The following is a 21,750-nucleotide window of genomic DNA, read 5'->3' on the forward strand; positions in this document are numbered from 1 at the left end:
CATGCTGTAGACCCGAAACCGTGTGATCTACCCATGGACAGGGTGAAGGTGGGGTAAAACCCACTGGAGGCCCGAACTCACTGTCGTTGAAAAGACAGGGGATGAGCTGTGGGTAGGGGAGAAATTCCAATCGAACACGGAGATAGCTGGTTCTCCCCGAAATAGCTTTAGGGCTAGCCTCAATTNATGATTCTTGGCGGTAAAGCACTGAATAGGCTAGGGGCCTTACCGGGTTACCGAACCTTATCAAACTCAGAATGCCAAGAATTTAGATTGGGAGTCAGACTGTGGGGGATAAGCTTCATAGTCAAAAGGGAAACAGCCCAGACCATCAGCTAAGGTCCCCAAGTATACGCTAAGTGGAAAAGGATGTGGAATTGCATAGACAACCAGGATGTTGGCTCAGAAGCAGCCACCATTTAAAGAGTGCGTAATAGCTCACTGGTCGAGTGGTTCTGCGCCGAAAATGTAACGGGGCTCAAGCGTATCACCGAAGCTATGGCTTGCACACACTGTGTGCAGGGGTAGGGGAGCGTTCTATTCGCNGCGAAGTCAGACTGTGAGGTCTGGTGGAGTGAATAGAAGTGAGAATGCCGGTATGAGTATGCGAAAAGGTGAGTGAGAATCTCACCCGCCGAAAACCTAAGGATTCCTGGGGAAGGCTCGTCCGCCCAGGGTAAGTCGGGACCTAAGCCGAGGCGTAAAGCGTAGGCGATGGACAACTGGTTGAGATTCCAGTACCACTGAGAAGCGTTTGAGCGATGGGGTGACACAGAAGGATAGGTTAAGCGTGCCGTTGGTTGAGCACGCCCAAGCCCGTAGGGTGTGAGATAGGCAAATCCGTCTCGCGAATAAACCTAAAAGGTGATGGGGAGCGAAATAAGTAGCGAAGTAACCGACTCCAAGCTGTCAAGAAAAGCCTCTAGCGAGCTTNCTTAGTGCCCGTACCGTAAACCGACACAGGTAGGTAAGGAGAGAATCCTAAGGCGCGCGAGAAAACCCTCGTTAAGGAACTCGGCAAAATGACCCCGTAACTTCGGGAGAAGGGGTGCTCTAGAGATAGAGCCGCAGAGAAGAGGTCCAGGCGACTGTTTATCAAAAACACAGGTTCCTGCCAATCTGAAAAGAGAAGTATAGGAGCTGACGCCTGCCCGGTGCTGGAAGGTTAAGAGGAGAGGTTAGCCCGAAAGAGCGAAGCTTTGAATTGAAGCCCCAGTAAACGGCGGCCGTAACTATAACGGTCCTAAGGTAGCGAAATTCCTTGTCAGGTAAGTTCTGACCCGCACGAAAGGCGTAACGATCTGGACACTGTCTCAACGAGGGACTCGGCGAAATTGTAATACCCGTGAAGATGCGGGTTACCTGCGACAGGACAGAAAGACCCCATGGAGCTTTACTGTAGCTTGACATTGGACTTTGGTATGAAATGTACAGGATAGGTGGGAGACTNAGAAGCTAGGGCGCCAGCCTTGGTGGAGTCACNGGTGGGATACCACTCTTTTTGTACTGAAGTTCTAACCTAGGCCCCTGAATCGGGGTTGGGGACCGTGTCAGGTGGGCAGTTTGACTGGGGCGGTCGCCTCCTAAAGAGTAACGGAGGCGCCCAAAGGTTCCCTCAGCGCGGATGGAAATCGCGCGAAGAGTGTAAAGGCACAAGGGAGCTTGACTGCGAGACCAACAAGTCGAGCAGGGACGAAAGTCGGGCTTAGTGATCCGGTGGTACCGAGTGGAAGGGCCATCGCTCAACGGATAAAAGCTACCCTGGGGATAACAGGCTTATCTCCCCCAAGAGTCCATATCGACGGGGAGGTTTGGCACCTCGATGTCGGCTCATCGCATCCTGGGGCTGTAGTAGGTCCCAAGGGTTGGGCTGTTCGCCCATTAAAGCGGTACGTGAGCTGGGTTCAGAACGTCGTGAGACAGTTCGGTCCCTATCCGTCGCAGGCGCAGGAAATTTGAGAGGAACTGACCCTAGTACGAGAGGACCGGGTTGGACGGATCACTGGTGTACCAGTTGTCTCGCCAGAGGCAGTGCTGGGTAGCTATATCCGGATCGGATAAGCGCTGAAAGCATCTAAGCGCGAAGCCGGCCTCAAGATGAGATTTCCCACAGCGTAAGCTGGTAAGACCCCTGAAAGATGATCAGGTAGATAGGCCCGAAGTGGAAGTGCGGCGACGCATGGAGCGGACGGGTACTAATCGGTCGAGGGCTTGACCTAACGAAAGGTCATGGAAAGGTCACCTCACTGAGGGGCTCAAGACTAAGGTGAGGAAAGATGGACGCTTAATTACAGTGAAGAAGACTCTGTGTAGTTTTGAGGGAACAGGAAGTTCGCTCAAAGATAACCACATAAAGATCTGGTGACTATACCGGAGGGGTACCACCCGTTCCCATCCCGAACACGGAAGTTAAGACCTTCAGGGCTGATGATACTTGGACCGCAGGGTCCTGGGAAAGTAAGTCGTTGCCAGGTAACGAAGAGACCATCATTCAGATGGTCTTTTTGCTTTTCGTTAAAGTATGCTGTTAGCTTTTTTCCTTGCGGAAAAACAATAATAAAATCTATCAACCTCTAATTAATATAAAGACTTAGCCTTGACTTTTATGTTATGAACTTACAATTTAAATCTCTTAATAAAGCGATCTAAATGATCCGATGTCTTAGCTAACTCTTCAGCCATTGCAGCGACTTGCTGAGTAGATTGCATTTGTCCGTCCATTGTGGCGGCTGCTTGCTGGGCCGCGAGTGAGAATTGTGAAGCTATCGAGACAGAATTATTCTGCACCTCAGCTAGATTTTGACTTTGAAGCAGTAGGTGATTGACATCATTAAAGTTTTCTTGAATTTTTTGTCCAGTCGTTTGAATGACTTGATCGAGTGAATGGATTGCATCTCCAGCTTTTTTAATAACTGCTTTACCACTATCTATTTCTTTTAACCCTTTCCCCATGTCTTCAGAGGCGGAACGTACCATATCCTGAACCCCATGTATAAGCTCCATAATTTGATGAGCGGATTCAGCAGAGTCATTAGCTAATTTCCTGATCTCTTCGGCAACGACAGAAAAGCCACGCCCGTGTTCACCAGCTCGCGCAGCTTCTATAGCCGCATTAAGGGCCAAGAGATTCGTTTGATCAGAAATACCATTGATAATGGAAACAATTTCTCCGATCTTAGTGGCCTGTTCTTCAAGGTTTTGGATTGAGGTATTCGCTTGATATGTTGATAAAGAAATGACCTTCATCTCTTGGACAATCTCATCTACGGCCAGTAATCCTTCATGACTGATCTGCCGTGCTGAGTTTGAGGATGACTGAACCTCTTGTGTACTATGGCGAATCCGTTCCGAAGCAGACTTGATCTCCGCAACTTGCTCCGCAGCTTTTCTCATGCCATCGATTTGTTCAACAGATCCGGCGCTGAATTCCTGGAATAGAGCAGCTAAATGTTCGTAATTCTCGGCAAGGGCTTTGGTATGAGTAGCTTGAGTGTTGCTGATTTCATAAGATTTTTTCGAGATAGTATTGATGTCCGTAATAATTGATTTTATGCCATTATTGACCTTATTCACTTCGTAGGATAATGTGGATAGCTCATTCGACGATTTAATTGTTGCAGCATTTGTCAAATTACCCCTGGTGATCGATTTTGTAACTCTGATAGTTTCATTTAGGGTCGAAATAACTTTACTGTGGAGAGAATAGGAATAAAGAGTCCCTAAGGCTAAGGTAAATAAGCTAAGGCTAATAGCCACTGGAGAGCGGGAAATCCATGTCCAGCTTCCTCCTAGAATTAATAGGGGAACTAAACCAAGAGCAAAGGCATAGCTGAGTTTATTTTTTTGTATTGGAATCCCCATTCTTGCTGCGTAACGATGTTCACCATTAACATAAATAGGGCAGATGACATCAAGCAAGATTTCGCCGGTATCACGGTGATAGATTTGTGATATAGCCTTCTTTGTGCCTAAGATTTCCAATTCTCCTTTTGTAACAAAGTTGCCTTCGCGAAAGCGGTTAGAATGGACTAAAGCTTGGCCCTCTAAACTATTGATGACGAGAAATTCATTATTCCCTATATTGGCGTTGATGACCTGACGTAAGGGCTCAATAACCTGTGTCCAGTCTCCATTGGGGGACTGATTTAAAACCTCTTCCATCTCATTTGCAATGTGGGAAATTAGCTGAATGGCTTGATTCCTTTTCCCATTGCCGATTCTAACCTCACCCTTATGCATATCAAAACCTCCTTTGCTGGCGCTATTTGTAGAATTACTGGATTTAATTCCTTCACTAAATATTCCTTGAAAAGAAAGGAGAAAAAGAGAGTAATGCTATAAGTAAATGTTATATAAAAAACTCTTCGGTTTCATTATCCTTTTGAGATAATAACTGGCAATTACACTTATCACCTGGTATATTATTGAGTTGTGATAAAGTAGCTGAATAGGAAGGTTCTTTGTTTCCTTGAGTATGGATGCATTTAAGCTTTCCAGGAATATCGGAGCATGTGTCTGCAAAACGTCAGAAGCTATAGAGGCTCTTTCGGATATAAGGTAAGCTAGAGATAAAAAAGATGTTATCTTGATGTAGCAAGAGGGAATAAGCCCGTCTTTGAACATATCGAAGGATGAAAATTATGAAAATCATTATCTCCCCGGCAAAAAAAATGAATATGGATGCGAACTTTCTTCCGCCCCGCAACGCGCCCGTATATCTTGAAAAAGCCGAAAAGCTGAAAGAATACTTGCAAAACCTGACCCACGAGAAGCTCAAAAAGCTGCTCTGTTGCAACGATGAAATTGTGAGTTTGAACTATGAGCGCTATCAAACCATGGATTTGTCCGGGTACACAAGCCCAGCTATTTTAGCTTACGATGGTATTCAGTACAAGTACATGGCACCTCAGGTGTTTGAGGATGACTATTTCGACTATATAGAAAGGCATCTGCGGATTCTATCCGGATTTTATGGTATATTGAAACCTTTCGACGGAGTTGTACCTTACCGATTGGAAATGCAGGCCAAGTTAAAAACGATCTTCTGCCGAAATCTGTATGACTATTGGAAAGACGATATCTACCGGGAATTGACCCGAGAGGAGACCACGATTCTGAATCTTGCTTCGGCTGAATACAGTAAGACGGTTGAGAAATACCTGACTGCCGATATAAAATATATTAAGTGCGTATTCGGTGAGCTGATCGGGGGCGAAGTTATTGAGAAGGGTGTTTATGTAAAGATGGCTCGCGGTGAGATGGTCCGTTTCATGGCTGAAAATGCTATTGAAGATTTGGAGCAAATCAAAGCATTCGATAGGCTTGGATTTCTCTATAGTGATCAGCTGTCGAGTGACAACACTTTTGTATTTGTGAAGGACCATGGGAGCAAAATAAAGAATAAATCAATTTAAGTTGTGAGTGATAGTTGGCAAATCAGATAAGAGGAGAGATTATGATCAATAACCTATTTAATCCTTCCATAAACTTAAGAGGAAATTTAGACCCCAAGAGCTATGCCCATATTGATAATCTGCAGAGACTGTGCCTGGAGCATGATCGGACAACTTTGAAATTAGAACTAGATTATAAGCTGAGTCGATCAGAGGGGAAATCCGGAAATCTGAAAGCAATTAATGAATTTATGTATTATGATGACGACCTCCTCATTGGTTATATAGGCATCAGTGATTTTGGCGGGGAGGCCATTGAAGTTAATGGTATGGTCCACCCGGATTATCGCAAGAAAGGGGTATTTAAAACTTTATTCTCTTTTGTAAAAGATGAATGGAGTAAGAGAAGAACTGCCAGTATGCTATTACTGAGTGATCGCAATTCACTGGCAGGACAGGCATTTATTCAAAGCATTTCCGGTGCACAACATGAGCATACTGAGTACGAGATGTTTTTGCAGAACGATACAAAACAAGAATTGAATTCTTGTGAGGTGGTATTGAGAAAAGCGACCAGCAACGATATCAAAGAAATTGCCAGACAAAATTCCATCTATTTTGATAAAGAGGCCCAAGAAGAGGACGTGCTTATACCTGAGGAAGAAGAGAGAGCTGGCATGATCATCTATATGGCTGAAATCGATAATCGCGCAATAGGAAAGGTTCATTTGGATATTAGCTCTAATGTTGGGGGTATTTACGGTTTAGGAGTGCTTCCGGAGAATCGCCGCAAAGGATACGGAAGAGGTATTCTTGCATCGGCTATCCATGAGCTAAAACAGAGAAACTTTAAAGACATAATGCTTCAAGTCAATGTCAAGAATGAAAATGCTCTTGATCTATATCATTCATGTGGTTTTGAGGTCGCTTCAACCATGGATTATTATGAGTTAAAAAAGTGAACATAAGTTAAAAGACCGAGGTCGATGCCTCGGTCTTCCTGCTTACTCTTCATCGACTTCTATGGGCTTGACACTTAAACCAATTTCATTAAGTTTAGCTTTAACTTCTATGTTAACGGTCATTTTTTCAAATTCTTTCTCCCAGTTTTCTTTAAGCTCCTGATATTCCTGGGGGAACTTGCGGTGGAATTCCAAACCAAATTTAAAGATGTCGACTCCTAAAGTTTGGGCCTTTTCCAGGGCCGCATTGATCTCCTCCCTAATCACTTCGGCTTGCCGATTCTCCAGTCTCTTGAAGTTCTCAGGGGTAGCCATGTTTATTGAAGACATCTGTTCGCCAAGATTGCCGAGCTCTTCGACGTGAACAGTCATGGTTGGCTTGCCATCTATAAAATCCGGCTTTAACTTGCTGGAGGCATTGATGATTTCTAAGGCTACTTTTTTTGATTCATCATCAGGAGATTCCACGACGATAACCCCGCTTTTTACTTTTCCAATAATCCAGAGAAGTCCACGAGTTTCTTTTTCGTTGAACCAGCCAATAAGCTTATCCTCTTTAAATACTGCGGTATCAGAGAGTTTAACAATTTTCTTTTTACTGTCTGGGAGTTCTACCAACTCTAAGCCGGCAACAAAGGGAGCCGTTGTTTCATTCGATAAGGCTTTCATGACATCAAGGAGGGTAGTTTTTGCAGCTTTTGAAGTCAAATCTGTTGCCTCGGCTAAGTTCTCAAGAGCTTTGGCGGGGTCTTTTTCTTGTTCACTATCCGCTTCGATAAATTGTTGAGCCTTTCCCCGGACGACAAAAACAAAGCTAAGTTCCCGAAAGTCAACCCTTCGAATGTACATATCAAGGAGAGGCGTAATTCCTGATTTTGCTGCCTCTTCGCCGATAATTATAATCTTATTGCGACCAAAGAAGGATTTGCGACTAATCCGATCGCGTCCGTTACGAAGAGCTTCAAATAGAGTTCTTCCGGTAGTGGTTACAACCCAAAAGGCTTTTTCCTCTCCGCCACCACTGCTGCTTTTTTGTAAGCTGCTCTTCATGGAGGCCGGTTTAGCCATCTGCAGAGAAACCTGGACCTGACCATCTTCCAATTGATCGATACCCAAAGCGTGAGAGATGGAGAGGGTATTTAATTCTCTCCGATCCCAACAGCCGGGCAGGGTGAGAGTAAGAAAAATACAAAGAAGACAGAAGATTGCTCGAAGTTTCATGAACGATAGTCTCCTTGCTTACGGACTATGGCAGTGAGGAGCAGGAAGAGAGGAATAATAAAGATAAAGGGCATGGTATACCAGGGATAGATTTCAAATGAATTGAATTCCTTAAGTTCAATAATATTCTTGCCTAACATTGTGGACATCGGAATGATGATAGAAACCAGAGGAAGTAAGAGTGGTTTATAAGCTTTCAGCTGGAAAACCTGGCTTATCCCCAGGGCTGTCACATAAAGATAAAGGGATAGTTTTATAAACAATCCTAATATCCAAAAGGCGACATGAATAGATTCCACACGCTCGACAAAATTCCCTAATTGGATGAGCCGCACTGCGTTATAGAAGGGGTAGGTCAGGTTTTTAGCCAAGTCATCCCCGAAAAGTGCAATGACTGTGGTGGTTAGCATAAAGATAAACACCTCCAACAATAAGGGAAATAGAAGGTACACGGTTTTTAGCTTACTTCGGTCATTGAGAAAAGGCAAAATTACTGCCATGGCAATGATCTCAATCATTGTGGACACTAAATAGAGCCCTGAAAAAAACGAGGGGAAAAACCCGCTTTCCAAAAAAGGGGAAAGTTCTTTGGGATCCATATCTTTAATGAGAGATAGGACGACAATCAAAAGAGTAAACATGATGATGGGAGCGATTAGTTCGGAAAGACGTCCTAAGTTCTCGATGCCTTTATAGGCGGCATAAGCGGCTAAAAGAAGCAAAGTGATTCTGAAAAAAAGGGGAGGGGTAAGAACCATCACCACAGTCGTTAGGAACTCTGAGAAATGACTTATGGAAAGGGCACTATTATGAATAAAGAAAAGAATATAGAGGATTCCGATCAGTTTGCCTCCCTTACCGAGGATAGTATCTGTGTATTCAAAAAAAGTCTGGTTGGGGAAGCGCTTGGCTAAAAAATAGAAAGGGAAAGCCGCAAGCAAGTATACCGGGAAAGTCGTTAAACAGCTGAGCCAAATATCCTGATTTCCGGGGGGCATGACAAAAATAGAAAGAAAAGCAATCCAAGTAATGGCTCTGCCGATAAATAGGAGCAGAATCATCTGTTTTGCGCTTATTTTACCGCCTTCCAACATGCCATAAGCCTCCCATCAATGACCTTAGAAGTTAGGATATGAAGAACCGAATGATAGCCTGAATTCCTTTATTGGGATTGGGCAAGTCTGCCCCTATGACCTGGAGAAAAGAAAGAATGAACCCTATAAAGAGAAGAAGAGAGGAGGCGATGAGCTCAGGCCATTGCTTTTTGCGCACAAGTTTCGGCGTTTGAATAAGACCAATAACTATAAAGACAGTAATTATGGCTATGACTTTCATTTTTCTCCCTCACTTTATTCCATTCTTTCGCTGTTCAAAGGTTCCGAGCTGAGACCGATTAGATTAAGTTGTACGGATACATCAAGTTTTACTTCTATTTCAGGAAAGAGTTCGTCCCAATCTTGCTCAAGTTCTGTCCACTCCTGAGGATATTTGCGATGAAACTCTTCGCCGAATTTGAGGATATCGCCCCCCCATTTTTGGGCTTTGACAATGGCAGTCATAATTTCTTCTTCAACGATGGCGGCCGCTCTTTTTTCTAACTCAGCGAAGTTTTTGGGAGATGTCAGATTCACAGATGACATCTGTTCGGTTAGATTTCCTTCTACTTTGACTTTGATAGTCATGCGAAGGATACTATCAGTAATTTCAGGTTTTAACCTGGCAATGGATTTAATCACATCAAGGCTTACAGCCTTATCTTCATCCAGAGGAGATTCCACCACAATAGTTGCACTTTTAACCTCGTTCAATACCCAAAGGGCTCCTCGTGCTTCAAAAGGATCAAACCACCCGACGAGCCGGTCCTTTTTAAATACTGCCGTATTGTCCAGAACAATCATATCTGTGAACGTACTGTCTTTGTTTTCTTTATGAATTTTAATACCTGGGAGGATGGGACTGGTGGTTTTGTTTTCCAAAGCAGATAACAAATCGATCAGATAGCGCTTGGGCAGGATTGAGGCAAGAACACTTGTCTCAGCTAAATTTTCAATGGCTTTGCTGGGGTTGGTCTCCTGTTCATGTTCCCCTTTGAGGATATCGACGGCTTTGCCCTTAGCAACAAAAACATAGGTTAGATCACGAACCTCGACATCCCTCATTAAAAAATCAAATAAAGGAACAAGTCCTTTTTTAGCAGTTTCTTCGCTGATGATGATAGCTTTATTATGAGGAAAAAATAAACGCCGGTCAGTTTGTAAGGAAGCATTGCGAACAGCATCAAAAAGTGTTTCCCCTGTGCTTGTGGCAACCCATATACTTTTTTCGCTTCCGCTTTTCAATGCACCGGGTTTGAGGATTTGGGTGGAAAGGCTGATTCGTCCATCCTCCATCATATCGATCCCTATGGCCTGGACAATGGCCAGGGTGCTTAATTCATTCCTATCCCAACACCCAAGCAATAGGTTTACGGGCAGGAGAAAACAAAGGGCTAAGCAAAGGCATTTTTTCATGGGGAGCGGACTCCTTTCTTTCGAATAACAGCAAGAAGGAGAAGAAGGAAGGGCAAGGAATAAACGAATACAATGTTATATAAATGAGATTCCATTGAGGAAGCAAAGGATTGCAATTCCACAAGGCTGGGAGCAACAAGGAGGCTTAAGGAGACGAGGATGGAACCCGTAGGCAGAATAAGAGGTTTATAGCTTTTTAAATTAAAAAGCTGACTTAAGCCCAGGACAATAATGTAATATTGTAAAGACATTTTCAGGAAGGCTGCTAAGATCCAAACTGCCAAATGAATGGATTCAATGCGCTCAATAAAATTTCCCACACTGACGAGTCGGATGGTATATAAAAAAGGGAAGGTGCGTGTTGCGGCTCCTGTTCCAAGTATGGCAATGATGGACATTGAAATCATCGTTAAAAAGAAGGCTATGATAAAAAAAGAAGTTAAATAAACGGTTTTAGTTTTGGCAGGTTGGTTTAAATAAGGCAAAAGCATAGCAAATTCTATGACCTCATACGTTCTGCTGACGAGAAAAAGACTTCCCCCCATGACAGGGAGGATCCCTTTTTCAAGAACCGGCTGCAGGAGTTTGAAGTGCATATCTTTTGTTAAGAGTAAGATAATCGTCGTAATAGCAATGAGAATAATGGGTAATAGTAGTTCGCTTAAACGGCCAAGGACTTCAATTCCTTGACGGGCAGCATAGGCACAAGCAAGGAGGAGAGATGAAGAAAAGAAGAGAATCGGCGTTTCAGGCATGGTTACACCGGTAATAAAGAGGTTGAACAGAGCTAAACTCATGGCGGATTGATGGATAAAGTAACCAAGGAGGAGTGCTCCCGCGATTTTTCCTCCTTTTCCGGCAATAGCTGGGATGTATTGGATAATAGTTTGTTGCGGGAACCTCTTGGCAAGGAGGTAGAGGGGGGCTGCCATAATTATCTGGAGGGGAAAGTATAGAATACAAGCAAGCCATGCGTCCTGGGATGGCGACATCTCCTTTAAGACAGGAAAGTAAGTAAGTGCAATAACAATACGACTACAAACCAGTAAGCGAATAAGCTGCTTGGAGGTTATTTGACCTGGTTCCAACATGCTACTTCTTTCCTTTCTGATTATCCGGCGGAGAGGGCATTTGGTTCGGCTTTTGACGATTGGGATTGTTAACGCCAATAGCTCGGGGACGAGTAAGTGTGAACCACTGAGGAGCCCGAATCAGGACATCTTTCAAATCGGAAATTGTGGAGGGGGCCAAGGGTGACATATAAGGGGCTCCTAAGGAGCGAAGAGAAACTTGGTGGGTCAACAGTCCCACAAAGGCCAACATCACCCCATATAATCCTGATACTCCGGCAGCAAGGATGAATAAAAAGCGCGAAAGGGTCCCGACATCGGTAAAGGAGGGGGTGACAAAGGAAGAAATTGCCGTTAACGCGGTGATGACGACCATGGGTGCGCCGACAAGCCCAGCGGAGATGGCGGCATCTCCAATGACGAGGGCTCCAACGATACTTACAGCAGGACCAACGGGGCGGGGTAGCCGAACCCCGGCTTCCCGCAAAATTTCAAAAAGGGTTTGCATAAGAAGGGCCTCGACCATCGTAGGAAAAGGAGTACCTTCCTGGGCTGCCGCGATACTTGCCAGCAGTGCGGGGGGTAAAAATTCCTGATGATAGGTGGTAATGGCTACATAAAGCCCAGGGGCGAAGGTGGCAAAGAAAAACCCCAGCCAACGCAACCAGCGGATGAAGGTGGCGTAATAAGGTCGCGAATAATAATCTTCGCTGTTCTGAAAGCCTTCGACAAATAAATAGGGAACAGTAAGAACAAACGGTGTTCCATCCACTAAAATGGCAACTCGTCCTTCAAGAAGTTTGGCGCTGACAATGTCGGGTTTTTCGGTATTGCCAACGGTGGGAAATAAGGAGAGCGGGGCATCCTCAATAAAGGATTCAATATATCCGGACTCTAAAATGGCATCGGTGTCGATACGTTGAAGACGTTGTTTAACCTCTTCCACCACTTTATCCTTGGCTATGCCCTTGATATAGGCCACACAGACTTCAGTTTGTGTTTCACGACCGATTTTTATGGTGAAGAACTTTAGAGCGGGATTTTTCATCTTCTTTCTTAACAAAGCTATATTGGTCTCCAGGCTTTCCACAAACCCCTCCCGTGGTCCGCGGACAACGGATTCGGTCTTCGGCTCATCCACGGTTCTTTTTTCAGATTTTCTTAGGGAGGCGATCAGGGCTGTTCTTGAGTTATCCATGAAAAGAACGGTATCCCCGGATAATACGGCATCAACGACATCATCAAAGGAATGGGTTGCTTTGACATTGGCTACGGAAAGAGCACGCTCTTTGATTAAGGCCATAGTATCCATATCTTCCAGGTTACGATCCAGGTTCATGAGCGGATTGATGAGGTTCAGGTTGACTGCTCCCAGATCCACAAGCCCGTTAATAAAGATAATAAAGGCGTGAATAGTCGCCTCTATTCCGACTTCGAATTCGCGGGTCGTGACATCGACAGATTCTTCAAAGGTCTGGTGAAGTCGCTGAAGGTTTTTGGTGATAGACAAGGAAATAGAGTTGGAATCTTGTGGCTCCTCGACTGCATGCAGCTTCTCTATGGGATTGTCTATGGGCTTCGTGTTCTGGTTACTCTCCTGCTGAGACGATGCATTAGGGGCGCTTTTTATCAAAGGCTGCGGTTTTCTGACCCGATCCATTATTTTGCGCATTTTTTTGAGGCTCCATCATCCTGAATTTCACTGTAAGCTTTTGCTCAAAAGATTGTTTTTATACTAACCCCCTGGGAGGGAAAATTTCATTAAAATCACTAAAAAAAACCGTATCCCAAACAACTAAACAGGATAAAGCCCCCCTGGAGCGGAGAGGGGTGCAATTGCTCTTTGCAGCGATGACTCTCTATATCGGTGTCCAATTCATACGTTTTGTAAATTCTTATGCAGATCCCCAGGCAGCCGTATGGGTTCCACGGCCGGCTGGAGTGGAGGCCTTTCTGCCTATCAGTGCTTTGGTAGCTTTAAAATCCTGGCTTGTTTCGGGGATTTTTGATACCATCCACCCTGCGGGATTGGTTATCTTTTTGCTGGCAATGGTTATTTCGCTGGTGCTGAAAAGAAGCTTTTGCTCCTGGATCTGTCCTATTGGCACTTTATTGGAAGGGCTGGCAATGGTGGGAAGAAAGCTCTTCGGCAAGAATTATATCTTTCCCCGGTGGCTGGATTACCCTTTGCGCTCTCTAAAATACGTCCTTCTATCCTTTTTCATTGTCTTTATTTTTATCTTAATGGATGGGGCTTCAGCTTACGCCTTTTTGCAAACACCTTATAATATGATTTCAGACGTCGTCATGCTGGATTTCTTTAAAAACTTGACTATAGTAGGGATGAGCATCATAGTACTACTCGTTTTGCTTTCGGTAGTGAGCCAAAATTTCTGGTGCCGATATCTCTGTCCTTATGGTGCCCTTATGGGATTGATTGGAGTATTCAGCCCAATGAAGATTCGTAGGAATGCCAACACTTGTATCTCCTGTGAACGCTGTACAGTGGCCTGCCCCAATCAGCTTAAAGTATCGGAAGCCCAAAGGGTATGGTCGCCTGAATGTTCCGGATGTTTAAATTGTGTGAAGAGCTGTCCGGTTCAAGGAACACTGGAATTAACCACCTCCTCGATATCATCGCCATCACCATCATCCCGTTTTAAGTTCCTGATCATAACGCCACAAAGAGGGGCGATAGCAGTCGTGGTGATATGGTTTGTGGTGGTTGCTGCGGCTAAGCTCACAGGGCATTGGGACACCAGTATTCCCCCAGAAATATATAAGGTACTTATTCCTCGAATAGACCAGTTTTAACGACTATTGTATAATTAGAGTAAAGGAAGGCTAAGGATAGCCTTCCTTTTGTGCTAGAAAAAACTATTTTTAAAATTGACAACTGTTCTCAATAAAGATGATTTGCTGTATAATTAACAATATAAATCATAAGGAAGATATTTCTCCGAGGGCAAAGGACTTTAGTCGGGTAAGGAGATCAAACTATGTTCTATAGGCTGATAAAACGGTTCAGTGACTATAATATGCTGCATGATATTATTGATTGCTTAACAGCGTCGCTGGAGGCAAAGGACCATTATACAAGCGGTCATTCCAATCGAGTGTGCGACAGTATTGATGCCATGACCTCCAATCGGGCTTATCGTCAAGCCTTTACCTGGGCGGAGTGCAAAGCGGAGATCATGGCTAACAAAGGCACGCAATTCGATCCCGAAGTAGTGGAAGCCATTACGGATTCACTATGGGACAAGTGGCAGATGGAATATGGCAAAGAAAAGAAAGAGAAAGAGAGTGCGATCTTGGTCAAGGGGTCCAGAGCGCGACTTAGTCCCAGGTATATTCCCGAAAAATAAACGGGATATTTGTATTTATTGCTGTAAAATTTAAGGAAAATCCTTATAATTAAAGGTATACTTGTGATTGAGAGATCAATATCAAGAATAAACATTTGGAAGGAGTAAAGAATGGATATTAATTATGCAATCAAAGAGGTCATACGCCATCACTGGCAGGCAGTTCAAGAATCGGCTTGGGATTTCATTGATGTGGATACCTTATACACCCTTAGAGATATTGCCATAACTGTTGAGAATGAAAAGTTCCATGTTATGGGGGATTCGGACAAATATTATGTAATGGTTAGAAGATCTTCAATGGATAATGATGTCATTATGTTTGGCAGAGTGGATGGGGGAAATTTAGAGAAAACCTTAGAAAGGGATATCCCCAAAGTAGGACTTGCAATCCTTGCTATCAGACATATCGAGGATGATCAGTATATAGATGATTTACTCTCAACGAGAAAAGAAGAACTGTTGGACCAACTCATTCTGTGCTTTGAGAATGAAAGGTTTACCTTAACCGATGGCACCAGCTTTACTTTACAAGAGCTTAAGCATACTATCGCTTAGCTATTGAGGATAAGTAAGATCTATAGCTCAAAAGTTCCAGGTTAATAAAAATAAAGGGAGTATCGCTGACTACTTTGCTCAAGTAGTATTGCGATACTCCCTTTTGACATTTTAGGATTTAGGTAAAGACTAGAATTTGAAGATGATCACGAAGATTACCAGAAGTGTAAGCCCTAATCCTAACGAACCACCAATGAGTTTCTTTTCGATAGGCAGGAGATCATACCATTCATCTTCGTAAGCCTTCTTAGCAGCAGGCGCTTGTTGCTCAGTTTTAATTGCCATTTTAATTCCCCCTTACATTATAAGTGATTAAACAGTCGGAGGTGTAATTCCATGGTAGAAGAGCCAGGAGATGAACAGTCCGAACCAGAGGATGAAACCAAAGAGAGCAATACCATAAATTGCCACGATACGTCCCATTCCTTCTGCCCAGAGCTTACGAACATTAGTGACTAAACCGATGGAGAAGAAGCATAGTGCGAAGAAGATGGTTCTGAAAGCATTACCTTCACTAACCCCTGTATTTAATGCTTTTACGCCGTCAGGATTATTCATCCCCACTAAGAACAGGACGAGGAAGGTCAGTACGAAACCGATGATGAATTTGGGGAAACGATCCCAGATATCTCTGGCACTTACTTTATTTCTTTCACCAGGGTTTGAACTAGCATTTTTATCGATGGGGAATACGGACCAGATAATAGCCAGAATGAAGGCCCATACACCAATGAAGATGTCGATGAAGACTTTCGTGGTGGTAGCGACCATTAAGATCCAGCCTTCTTCCCAGTTGATGCCCAGTTCTCTTAAGGCACGACCTCTGATCAAGGAATCGGTGATAGCACCACTGGCGATAGCACCACCGTCGGACTTAACAGCCAGACCCATCCAAGCACCGGCGACCATGGGATCTTTGAACAGGAAAGCTTGTGCTAACCAGGGTAATAACAAGAGTTCGAGAGCAACGAACACGATGATAACAGCGGAAAGGATTACAGGAATAACGGGACGGGCACGGATAGCACTACCGGTAGCGATAGCAGCAGAAACACCGCAGATAGAGATACCAGAGGCAAGGGGTGCCGCCCATTCCGGTGTGAATTTGAAGAATTTACGAGCGATAAGGTAAACTACCGGCCAATAGATCAAGTAAGCTTCAACAACAGCACAGAGCCCCCGGATGATGATTGTTGTAGCCAGACCAAAAGCATCGAGAGTTTTAATAGCAATGGAAGCGCCCAGAACAACGATACCGATTTTAATGAATAATTCAGGTTTTGCGGCTTCTTTTAAAAAGTCGGCTTGTTTGATAAAGAAGTTACCAATAATAAGACCGACTACCATGGCGATGATATAACCCATTTCTCCCAGACCAAGAGACCAGCCAATACCATAACTAGCGGTCTTATCAGGCGTAGCTCCGATATAGGCAATGTTACCTAACATGAGGCAACCCATGGTTACCCAGAAAATAATGGAGAAACCAATGGCGTATTTTTTTACATTGGAGCCGATAAATTTAGCGGCAACTGTTGTAACAGCTAAAATAAATAAGAAAGTCACTAATAAGGATGTGAGACCATTGAGACCTGTACCTTTTGATACAGGGGCAAAAGCTTTCGCAGGTTCGATCCATACATTTGCTTTTGTTACCCATCCTAACAGGTCCATTCCAAAGTAAGGTCCTAAACCTAATCCGAAAATAAATAGCCCTAGCCAGGCTGCCCACCAGTCTTCATTTTGAAGCGCTGTTTTTCTTGCGTAAGTATTCGTGGACAAATTTTCCACCTCCTGAAATTGTGAGCATTTTCATTTGAAAATGTGCTTTAAAATCAAACGATAGTGCATTATTACTTTCGTAGGGTAATTATTTAGAGGATAATCGGGGCCTAATTCGGGTTTGAAACAATTTAAGTAATATCGTATTAGCGAATTTACTTAAGTTTCAGTTCCTCCTCCTTTCCTCCTTTGCCAAGGGATTGTGAATGTGAAAGTAATCGAAAGACGTTGTAAATCACCCCCTTAATATTCTTAGTTATTATGTATTCATCCAAGGGATGAAAATCGGCACCGGATGTCTAATAATTCTGATAAATGGAAGAATGAGAGTGCCTGTAATAATATAACTATTAAGGCAAAATAAGCATAGGGAAAACATGCACAATCACATGCAGATTGCGAAAGTGAAAAAAAGTTCTATTTGATTTCATTATAGGACCTATAACCAAATATGTGAAATATGAATTTAAAATGAACGACATAGGGATAACTTATGGAGGAAAATTCACAAAGTTTATTGAGACTATCTATTTAAGTATATTGAGGAAAACCTTTTTCCCGGCCTGCAAGCTAAGCAGGCCTTTCGGTCAGTGGTCAGGCAAAGGCTGATAACAGGCTAATGCAAAGACCAATAAAACGGATACGGTATGAAGAAGGCGGGTGCCAATGGGGATTATGGTATCGATCCCTACTAGGTATCTACAATTCTGATTATCACAATTGCAAAAGCAAATTTTACAAAGACTTTAAACTGACCTAGACTAAAAGTGATAGTATTAACAATCATTACTATAATCAAGGGGGTAGAAGACATTGTTTCTAGTCTTTTATGCTATTCTGGCCATGTTTTTATTTTTAGCTATCTCTGCGTATAAAGCGTATGAGTACACTAAAATGCCAATGCATGGGCGTTTGGATCTCTATCCTGTTCCCAAAGAAAAGGGACATGAGCATGGGGGATCCTATTATGAGCAAGCCGAATGGTGGGCTAAGCCTCATGAAACCTCACTGGCATCCGAGCTCATCGACATGTTGAAGGAGATTCTTTTCATCAAGAAGCTCTTCCAGAACCAAAAATCTCTTTGGTGGCTATCCTATTCCCTTCACCTGGGCATTTATTTCATCATCGCTTGGACAGTAATTCTTGTGGCTGCGGCTGCAACACAGTTGGCGGGCGGAACCGTAGCTGCCGATGGCGGCCTTTGGGGCGCACTCCTTTACTATGTGACACCTTCGGTTGGCTGGGTGGGTTTCTTTTTAGCGTCCTTTGGTGCCATCAGCTTGTTGCTGCGCCGAGTCGTAGACCCGATCCTCAAGAAATACACTACTCCACAGGAATATTTCAATCTATTGCTCTTATTCGTCGTGACCTTAACCGGAATTTTGGTTTGGAGTTCAGATATTACCATGAGCAATGCTCGCTATGCTATGGCTAATGTCCTATCTTTCCAACCCTTGAATGGGGATCCCTTATTGACGATTCACATTATTCTCGCCGGAATTATGCTAATATACATCCCTATGAGCAAGATGAGCCATTATGTGGGTAAATTCTTTAGCTTCCACATGGTTATCTGGGATAATGATCCGAATGTCGCAGGCAGCAAGGTTGAGGAAAAAATAAAACAGGCTGCTCAATATCGCCCTCAGAATAAATGGTCAGCCCCCCATATTGCCGGTGCACCTGCACCTACGGAAAAGTCCCCTAAGTAAGGGTAATGAAATCGAGGAGAGGAGTTTGACATAATGATAAATCATAAAGACCTAAGACCCAGTGATTTAAATCGGCCCGACGAGCAGTTGGCCCAAGTGGAAGAACTTATGCCTTTGCCGCGTCCTTACGATAAGCCCGGCATGGAACCCGATTTCATGGAAGTAAAACCGGCATGGCGTGAAAAATACTGTACTTCCTTGGATGGCTTCGTTGGTATTGATACCTTAACCCGCCCCAAATCCAAAGAAGAAGAAGAGGAGTTTGTCCGTAAGTTTTTGAGCGGTTTAGAGAAGCTTTTCACCGACGCCAACAATGGTATGAGACAACCCTTGATGCTTTCCTTTGAGTATTGTGCTAAATGTGATACCTGCTCCAATGCCTGCCACATTTATGAAGGGTCCGGTAACAATGAACTTTATCGGCCCATTTTCCGGGTAGAAGCTCTGCGCAAAATCTATAAAAAGTACTTCACCACCAGCGGCAAGCTCTTAGGCGGCCTTGTGGGTGCCGACCTCGAGGCAACTTGGGAAAGTATTGCTCGTCTTGGCGAATCCGCCTATCGATGTAATCTTTGCCGTCGCTGTGCCCAAACCTGTCCTCTGGGGTTAGATAATGGAATCATGGCCAAAGAAATTCGCAAGATTTTCAGCATGGAGATGGGGATTGCCCCCAGCCCGATTCACAAAAAAGGAACGGAGAACCAGCTTAAGACAGGCTCCTCCACCGGACTTACCAAGCCTGCTTTCTTGGATATCGTTGAATTTTTAGAAGAGGAAATCGAAGAAAAGTTTGGCTTGAAAATCAAATTCCCCGTTGATAAAAAAGGTGCCGATATTCTCTTAATGCATAATGCGGGAGAATACCGAGCATGGCCGGAAAACCCCATCGCCTTTGCTATTCTCTTTGAAGCCGCGGGGATCGACTGGACTATCAGCAGTGAAATGATGGGCTATGACAGCGTAAACTATGGAATTTGGTATGATGATGCCCAAGCTAAAAAGATTGCCCTGGCACAAATGAAAGTGGCCAAGGATCTGGGAGTACGGCGGGTTGTCCAAGGTGAATGCGGACATGCTCATAAAGCAGCAGCCGTGTCGGCGGATAGAATGGCACCCGGATCGGATAAGGTGCCTGTGGAAAGTTTCTTCCCCTTACTGCGGGATATCGTCAAATCCGGCGCCATCAAATTTGACCCCAGCCGGAACAATTTCCCGGTGACCCTTCATGACCCTTGCAACGTGGTAAGACAAATGGGGATTGTTATGCCGCAACGCGAAGTCTTACATCAGCTCGCCCCCCAGTTCCGTGAAATGACCCCCCATGGGGTAGATAACTACTGTTGTGGTGGGGGCAGCGGTTTTGCGATCATGCATAGTCAAAATTTCGGAGACTTCCTTAAAAAGATCAGTGCCCGCAAAAAATTCGCCCAGATCCTTAACGCTTTTCAGGATACTATCGAAGATCCCCATACCGTCAAATACATCTGTGCTCCCTGCTCCAACTGTAAAGGAACCATGCGGGATATCCTGGAGTACTACGAAGCAACTGAGAAATTTAATGTTCAATACGGCGGCCTGATCGAATTAGTCGTCAATGCTATGGCTGATCTGAAGACTCCTTTCTTTGAGTTCTTAGAAAAGTAGCCGCCATGCTACGGGGCGGCACCGGCAGAGGATGAAAAAGCTGCTCGGGTCGTGTAGCTTCACACACAACGCTGACTCCATAGCTCCAGGGCTGGCCAACTCGCTTTCTTAACAGCTACGCCAAACCCCGCTGCTTTCTGCATGTGAACCGTGGCTGCGCTACGTTAAGAAAGCCTCGTTGACCCGACCGCCCCTCCGCTAAATTCGTCCGCTTTTGTGCGCAAAGCTACACTTGCGGGTCATTCTCAAGCCCGAAAGACAGCCCAAGGATTTTGCTTTAAGGCAGAGAACGAATTCTAAGCGAGCAGGAAAGCAATCTTCGCGAAAAGACTGCAGCGGAGTCGGGTTGGAAACAGGACGTTTCCAACCGCCCATTGAGCAGGAGCGATTTGGGCGGGGACCCGACGCAGCGGAGGTCTTGAGCGATTAGATTGCTCCGCGCAGCTTATAGAGTGAACGCCGAAAGCAAAATCCTGGAGAATCAGCTTTCGAGCCTTTTTCAGAGCAGAAAAAAAGATCCTGTCTTCCAGGATCTCATGAGTAATGGATTAAGCTGCATTCTCTTCAATAAGCAGACGAAGTCTTTCTCCATCAAGAACTTCTTCAATTTTTAATACCTTAACTACTTTCTCAAGGAGGCCCTTCCTCTCCAGGATAATCTGACGGGTCCTCTCCTCCAATTGTTCAAGTATTTCGCCAGTGACTTGTTGACGCTGTTCAGCACCTAATTTCGCCACATCCACGACTCCGAGGGTGGACATTCCTGAGGCTAGCATTTTCTCCACCATATGCAGGGCTTGTTCATAATCACCGGCTGCGCCGGTACTTCGCGTACCCAGGATGGCTTCCTCGGCTATGGCTCCGGCAAGGGCAACCATAATCTGTTCTTCAATCATGGCCTGGGTATAAAGATACAAATCATCTTTAGGATAGTGACGAACATAGCCCAAAGCGTTACCCCGGGAGCGAATAGAGATTTGCGACACTGAATGAGGCCGTACATGTTCGGCAAGCAAGGCATGGCCCCCCTCATGGATAGCCACCCGCTGTAATTCTTCATCCGTAGGCTTGCGATCCAGTTTTTCTCCTAAGAGAACTTTTTCAACCGCTTCCCGGAAATGAGACATGTTAATTTCCTGAGCATCATTCCTTAGAGCAAAGACTGCCGCTTCATTGGTTACGCTTTCCAAATGAGCACCGGAAAAATTATAGGTTTCTTGGGCAATCTGCTCCAGATCCACACAGGGAGCCAAAGGTTTGTTTTTAGTATGAATAGTGAGGATGGCTAAACGCCCTTCTTTATCCGGTAAGTCCACCTTGACCTGACGATCAAAACGCCCCGGACGCAAAAGAGCCGGATCCAGTGCTTCTGCACGGTTAGTGGCAGCAATAACTAAAATTTGGGAACCTTGTTCACTGTTTCCCAGCCCATCCATTTCCACCAGAAGCTGGTTGAGAGTCTGATCGTATTCATGGTGGGAGACATTACTGCCTCGCTTAGCTCCAAGAATATCCATCTCATCAATGAA

At 44.4% G+C, this 21,750-nt stretch carries 17 protein-coding genes and 2 rRNA genes (1 of these 19 only partly in view); 9 read left to right on the forward strand and 10 right to left on the reverse strand.

The genetic code is table 11. The features are described from left to right. A 23S ribosomal RNA gene (locus tag DESPCE1_RS22210) occupies positions 1-2,219 on the forward strand (it extends 216 nt beyond the left edge of the window). 138 nt (positions 2,220-2,357) lie between these two features. Then, positions 2,358-2,474, forward strand: a 5S ribosomal RNA gene (gene rrf / locus DESPCE1_RS0101170). Positions 2,475-2,616: 142 nt separating this feature from the next. On the opposite strand, the gene DESPCE1_RS0101175 is transcribed toward rrf, so the two are convergent. Then, positions 2,617-4,239: a methyl-accepting chemotaxis protein gene (locus DESPCE1_RS0101175; protein WP_019849202.1), complete on the reverse strand. Its 1,623-nt coding sequence runs from the start codon at positions 4,237-4,239 to the stop codon at positions 2,617-2,619. Positions 4,240-4,640: 401 nt separating this feature from the next. On the opposite strand from DESPCE1_RS0101175, the gene yaaA reads away from it, so the two are divergent. Together yaaA and DESPCE1_RS0101185 are read left to right on the forward strand one after the other, a co-directional pair. Continuing rightward, entirely contained in the window at positions 4,641-5,414 is a 774-nt protein-coding gene (yaaA, locus tag DESPCE1_RS0101180; RefSeq protein WP_019849203.1) for a peroxide stress protein YaaA, read from the forward strand. A gap of 41 nt (positions 5,415-5,455) precedes the next feature. Continuing rightward, positions 5,456-6,355 carry a GNAT family N-acetyltransferase gene (locus DESPCE1_RS0101185; RefSeq protein WP_019849204.1) on the forward strand — a complete coding sequence of 300 codons (900 nt, stop codon included), beginning with the start codon at positions 5,456-5,458 and terminating at the stop codon, positions 6,353-6,355. 42 nt (positions 6,356-6,397) lie between these two features. Here the strand turns inward: DESPCE1_RS0101185 and DESPCE1_RS0101190 are convergent, their stop codons facing one another. Genes DESPCE1_RS0101190 through DESPCE1_RS0101215 form a run of 6 tightly spaced genes read right to left on the reverse strand, consistent with a single transcriptional unit; the run spans position 6,398 to position 12,828 of the window. Then, on the reverse strand, positions 6,398-7,576 hold the full coding sequence (locus DESPCE1_RS0101190; RefSeq protein ID WP_014792220.1) for a Ger(x)C family spore germination protein: 1,179 nt from the start codon (positions 7,574-7,576) through the stop codon (positions 6,398-6,400). Further along, positions 7,573-8,670, reverse strand: a complete 1,098-nt coding sequence (locus DESPCE1_RS0101195; RefSeq protein ID WP_014792221.1) for an endospore germination permease — start codon at positions 8,668-8,670, stop codon at positions 7,573-7,575. The genes DESPCE1_RS0101190 and DESPCE1_RS0101195 overlap by 4 nt, the downstream gene beginning before the upstream one ends. 31 nt (positions 8,671-8,701) lie before the next feature. After that, positions 8,702-8,911: a hypothetical protein gene (locus DESPCE1_RS0101200; protein ID WP_014792222.1), complete on the reverse strand. Its 210-nt coding sequence runs from the start codon at positions 8,909-8,911 to the stop codon at positions 8,702-8,704. 14 nt (positions 8,912-8,925) lie between these two features. Further along, positions 8,926-10,086: a Ger(x)C family spore germination protein gene (locus tag DESPCE1_RS0101205; RefSeq protein ID WP_019849205.1), complete on the reverse strand. Its 1,161-nt coding sequence runs from the start codon at positions 10,084-10,086 to the stop codon at positions 8,926-8,928. Then, positions 10,083-11,177, reverse strand: coding sequence for an endospore germination permease (locus DESPCE1_RS0101210; protein ID WP_019849206.1), 1,095 nt, complete (start codon positions 11,175-11,177; stop codon positions 10,083-10,085). Before DESPCE1_RS0101210 ends, DESPCE1_RS0101205 begins: the two co-directional genes overlap by 4 nt. Before the next feature lies 1 nt (position 11,178). Beyond that, positions 11,179-12,828, reverse strand: coding sequence for a spore germination protein (locus DESPCE1_RS0101215; protein ID WP_019849207.1), 1,650 nt, complete (start codon positions 12,826-12,828; stop codon positions 11,179-11,181). A gap of 83 nt (positions 12,829-12,911) precedes the next feature. On the opposite strand from DESPCE1_RS0101215, the gene DESPCE1_RS0101220 reads away from it, so the two are divergent. The 3 genes from DESPCE1_RS0101220 (at position 12,912) to DESPCE1_RS0101230 (ending at position 15,082) form a co-directional block, all read left to right on the forward strand. Then, complete coding sequence (locus tag DESPCE1_RS0101220) at positions 12,912-13,970, forward strand: 4Fe-4S binding protein (protein WP_028305416.1); 1,059 nt, start codon at positions 12,912-12,914, stop codon at positions 13,968-13,970. Positions 13,971-14,155: 185 nt separating this feature from the next. After that, positions 14,156-14,524 carry a hypothetical protein gene (locus DESPCE1_RS21665; protein WP_019849209.1) on the forward strand — a complete coding sequence of 123 codons (369 nt, stop codon included), beginning with the start codon at positions 14,156-14,158 and terminating at the stop codon, positions 14,522-14,524. Between the two features lie 111 nt (positions 14,525-14,635). Then, positions 14,636-15,082 (forward strand): hypothetical protein, encoded by a 447-nt coding sequence (locus DESPCE1_RS0101230; protein WP_019849210.1) that lies wholly within the window; start codon positions 14,636-14,638, stop codon positions 15,080-15,082. Between the two features lie 129 nt (positions 15,083-15,211). Here the strand turns inward: DESPCE1_RS0101230 and DESPCE1_RS23090 are convergent, their stop codons facing one another. Next, on the reverse strand, positions 15,212-15,367 hold the full coding sequence (locus tag DESPCE1_RS23090) for a hypothetical protein (RefSeq protein ID WP_005810521.1): 156 nt from the start codon (positions 15,365-15,367) through the stop codon (positions 15,212-15,214). 27 nt (positions 15,368-15,394) lie between these two features. Then, entirely contained in the window at positions 15,395-16,864 is a 1,470-nt protein-coding gene (locus DESPCE1_RS0101240; protein ID WP_019849211.1) for a putative sulfate exporter family transporter, read from the reverse strand. Between the two features lie 813 nt (positions 16,865-17,677). On the opposite strand from DESPCE1_RS0101240, the gene DESPCE1_RS0101245 reads away from it, so the two are divergent. Next, positions 17,678-18,577: a respiratory nitrate reductase subunit gamma gene (locus DESPCE1_RS0101245; protein ID WP_019849212.1), complete on the forward strand. Its 900-nt coding sequence runs from the start codon at positions 17,678-17,680 to the stop codon at positions 18,575-18,577. A 33-nt stretch (positions 18,578-18,610) separates the two neighbouring features. Continuing rightward, complete coding sequence (locus DESPCE1_RS0101250; protein ID WP_019849213.1) at positions 18,611-20,221, forward strand: (Fe-S)-binding protein; 1,611 nt, start codon at positions 18,611-18,613, stop codon at positions 20,219-20,221. Between the two features lie 548 nt (positions 20,222-20,769). Here DESPCE1_RS0101250 and DESPCE1_RS0101255 read toward each other — a convergent pair. Then, the coding region (locus tag DESPCE1_RS0101255; RefSeq protein ID WP_019849214.1) for an AAA family ATPase at positions 20,770-21,750 on the reverse strand (981 nt) is incomplete at its 5' end.

The organism is Desulfitobacterium sp. PCE1 (assembly GCF_000384015.1).
GTDB lineage: Bacteria > Bacillota > Desulfitobacteriia > Desulfitobacteriales > Desulfitobacteriaceae > Desulfitobacterium > Desulfitobacterium dehalogenans.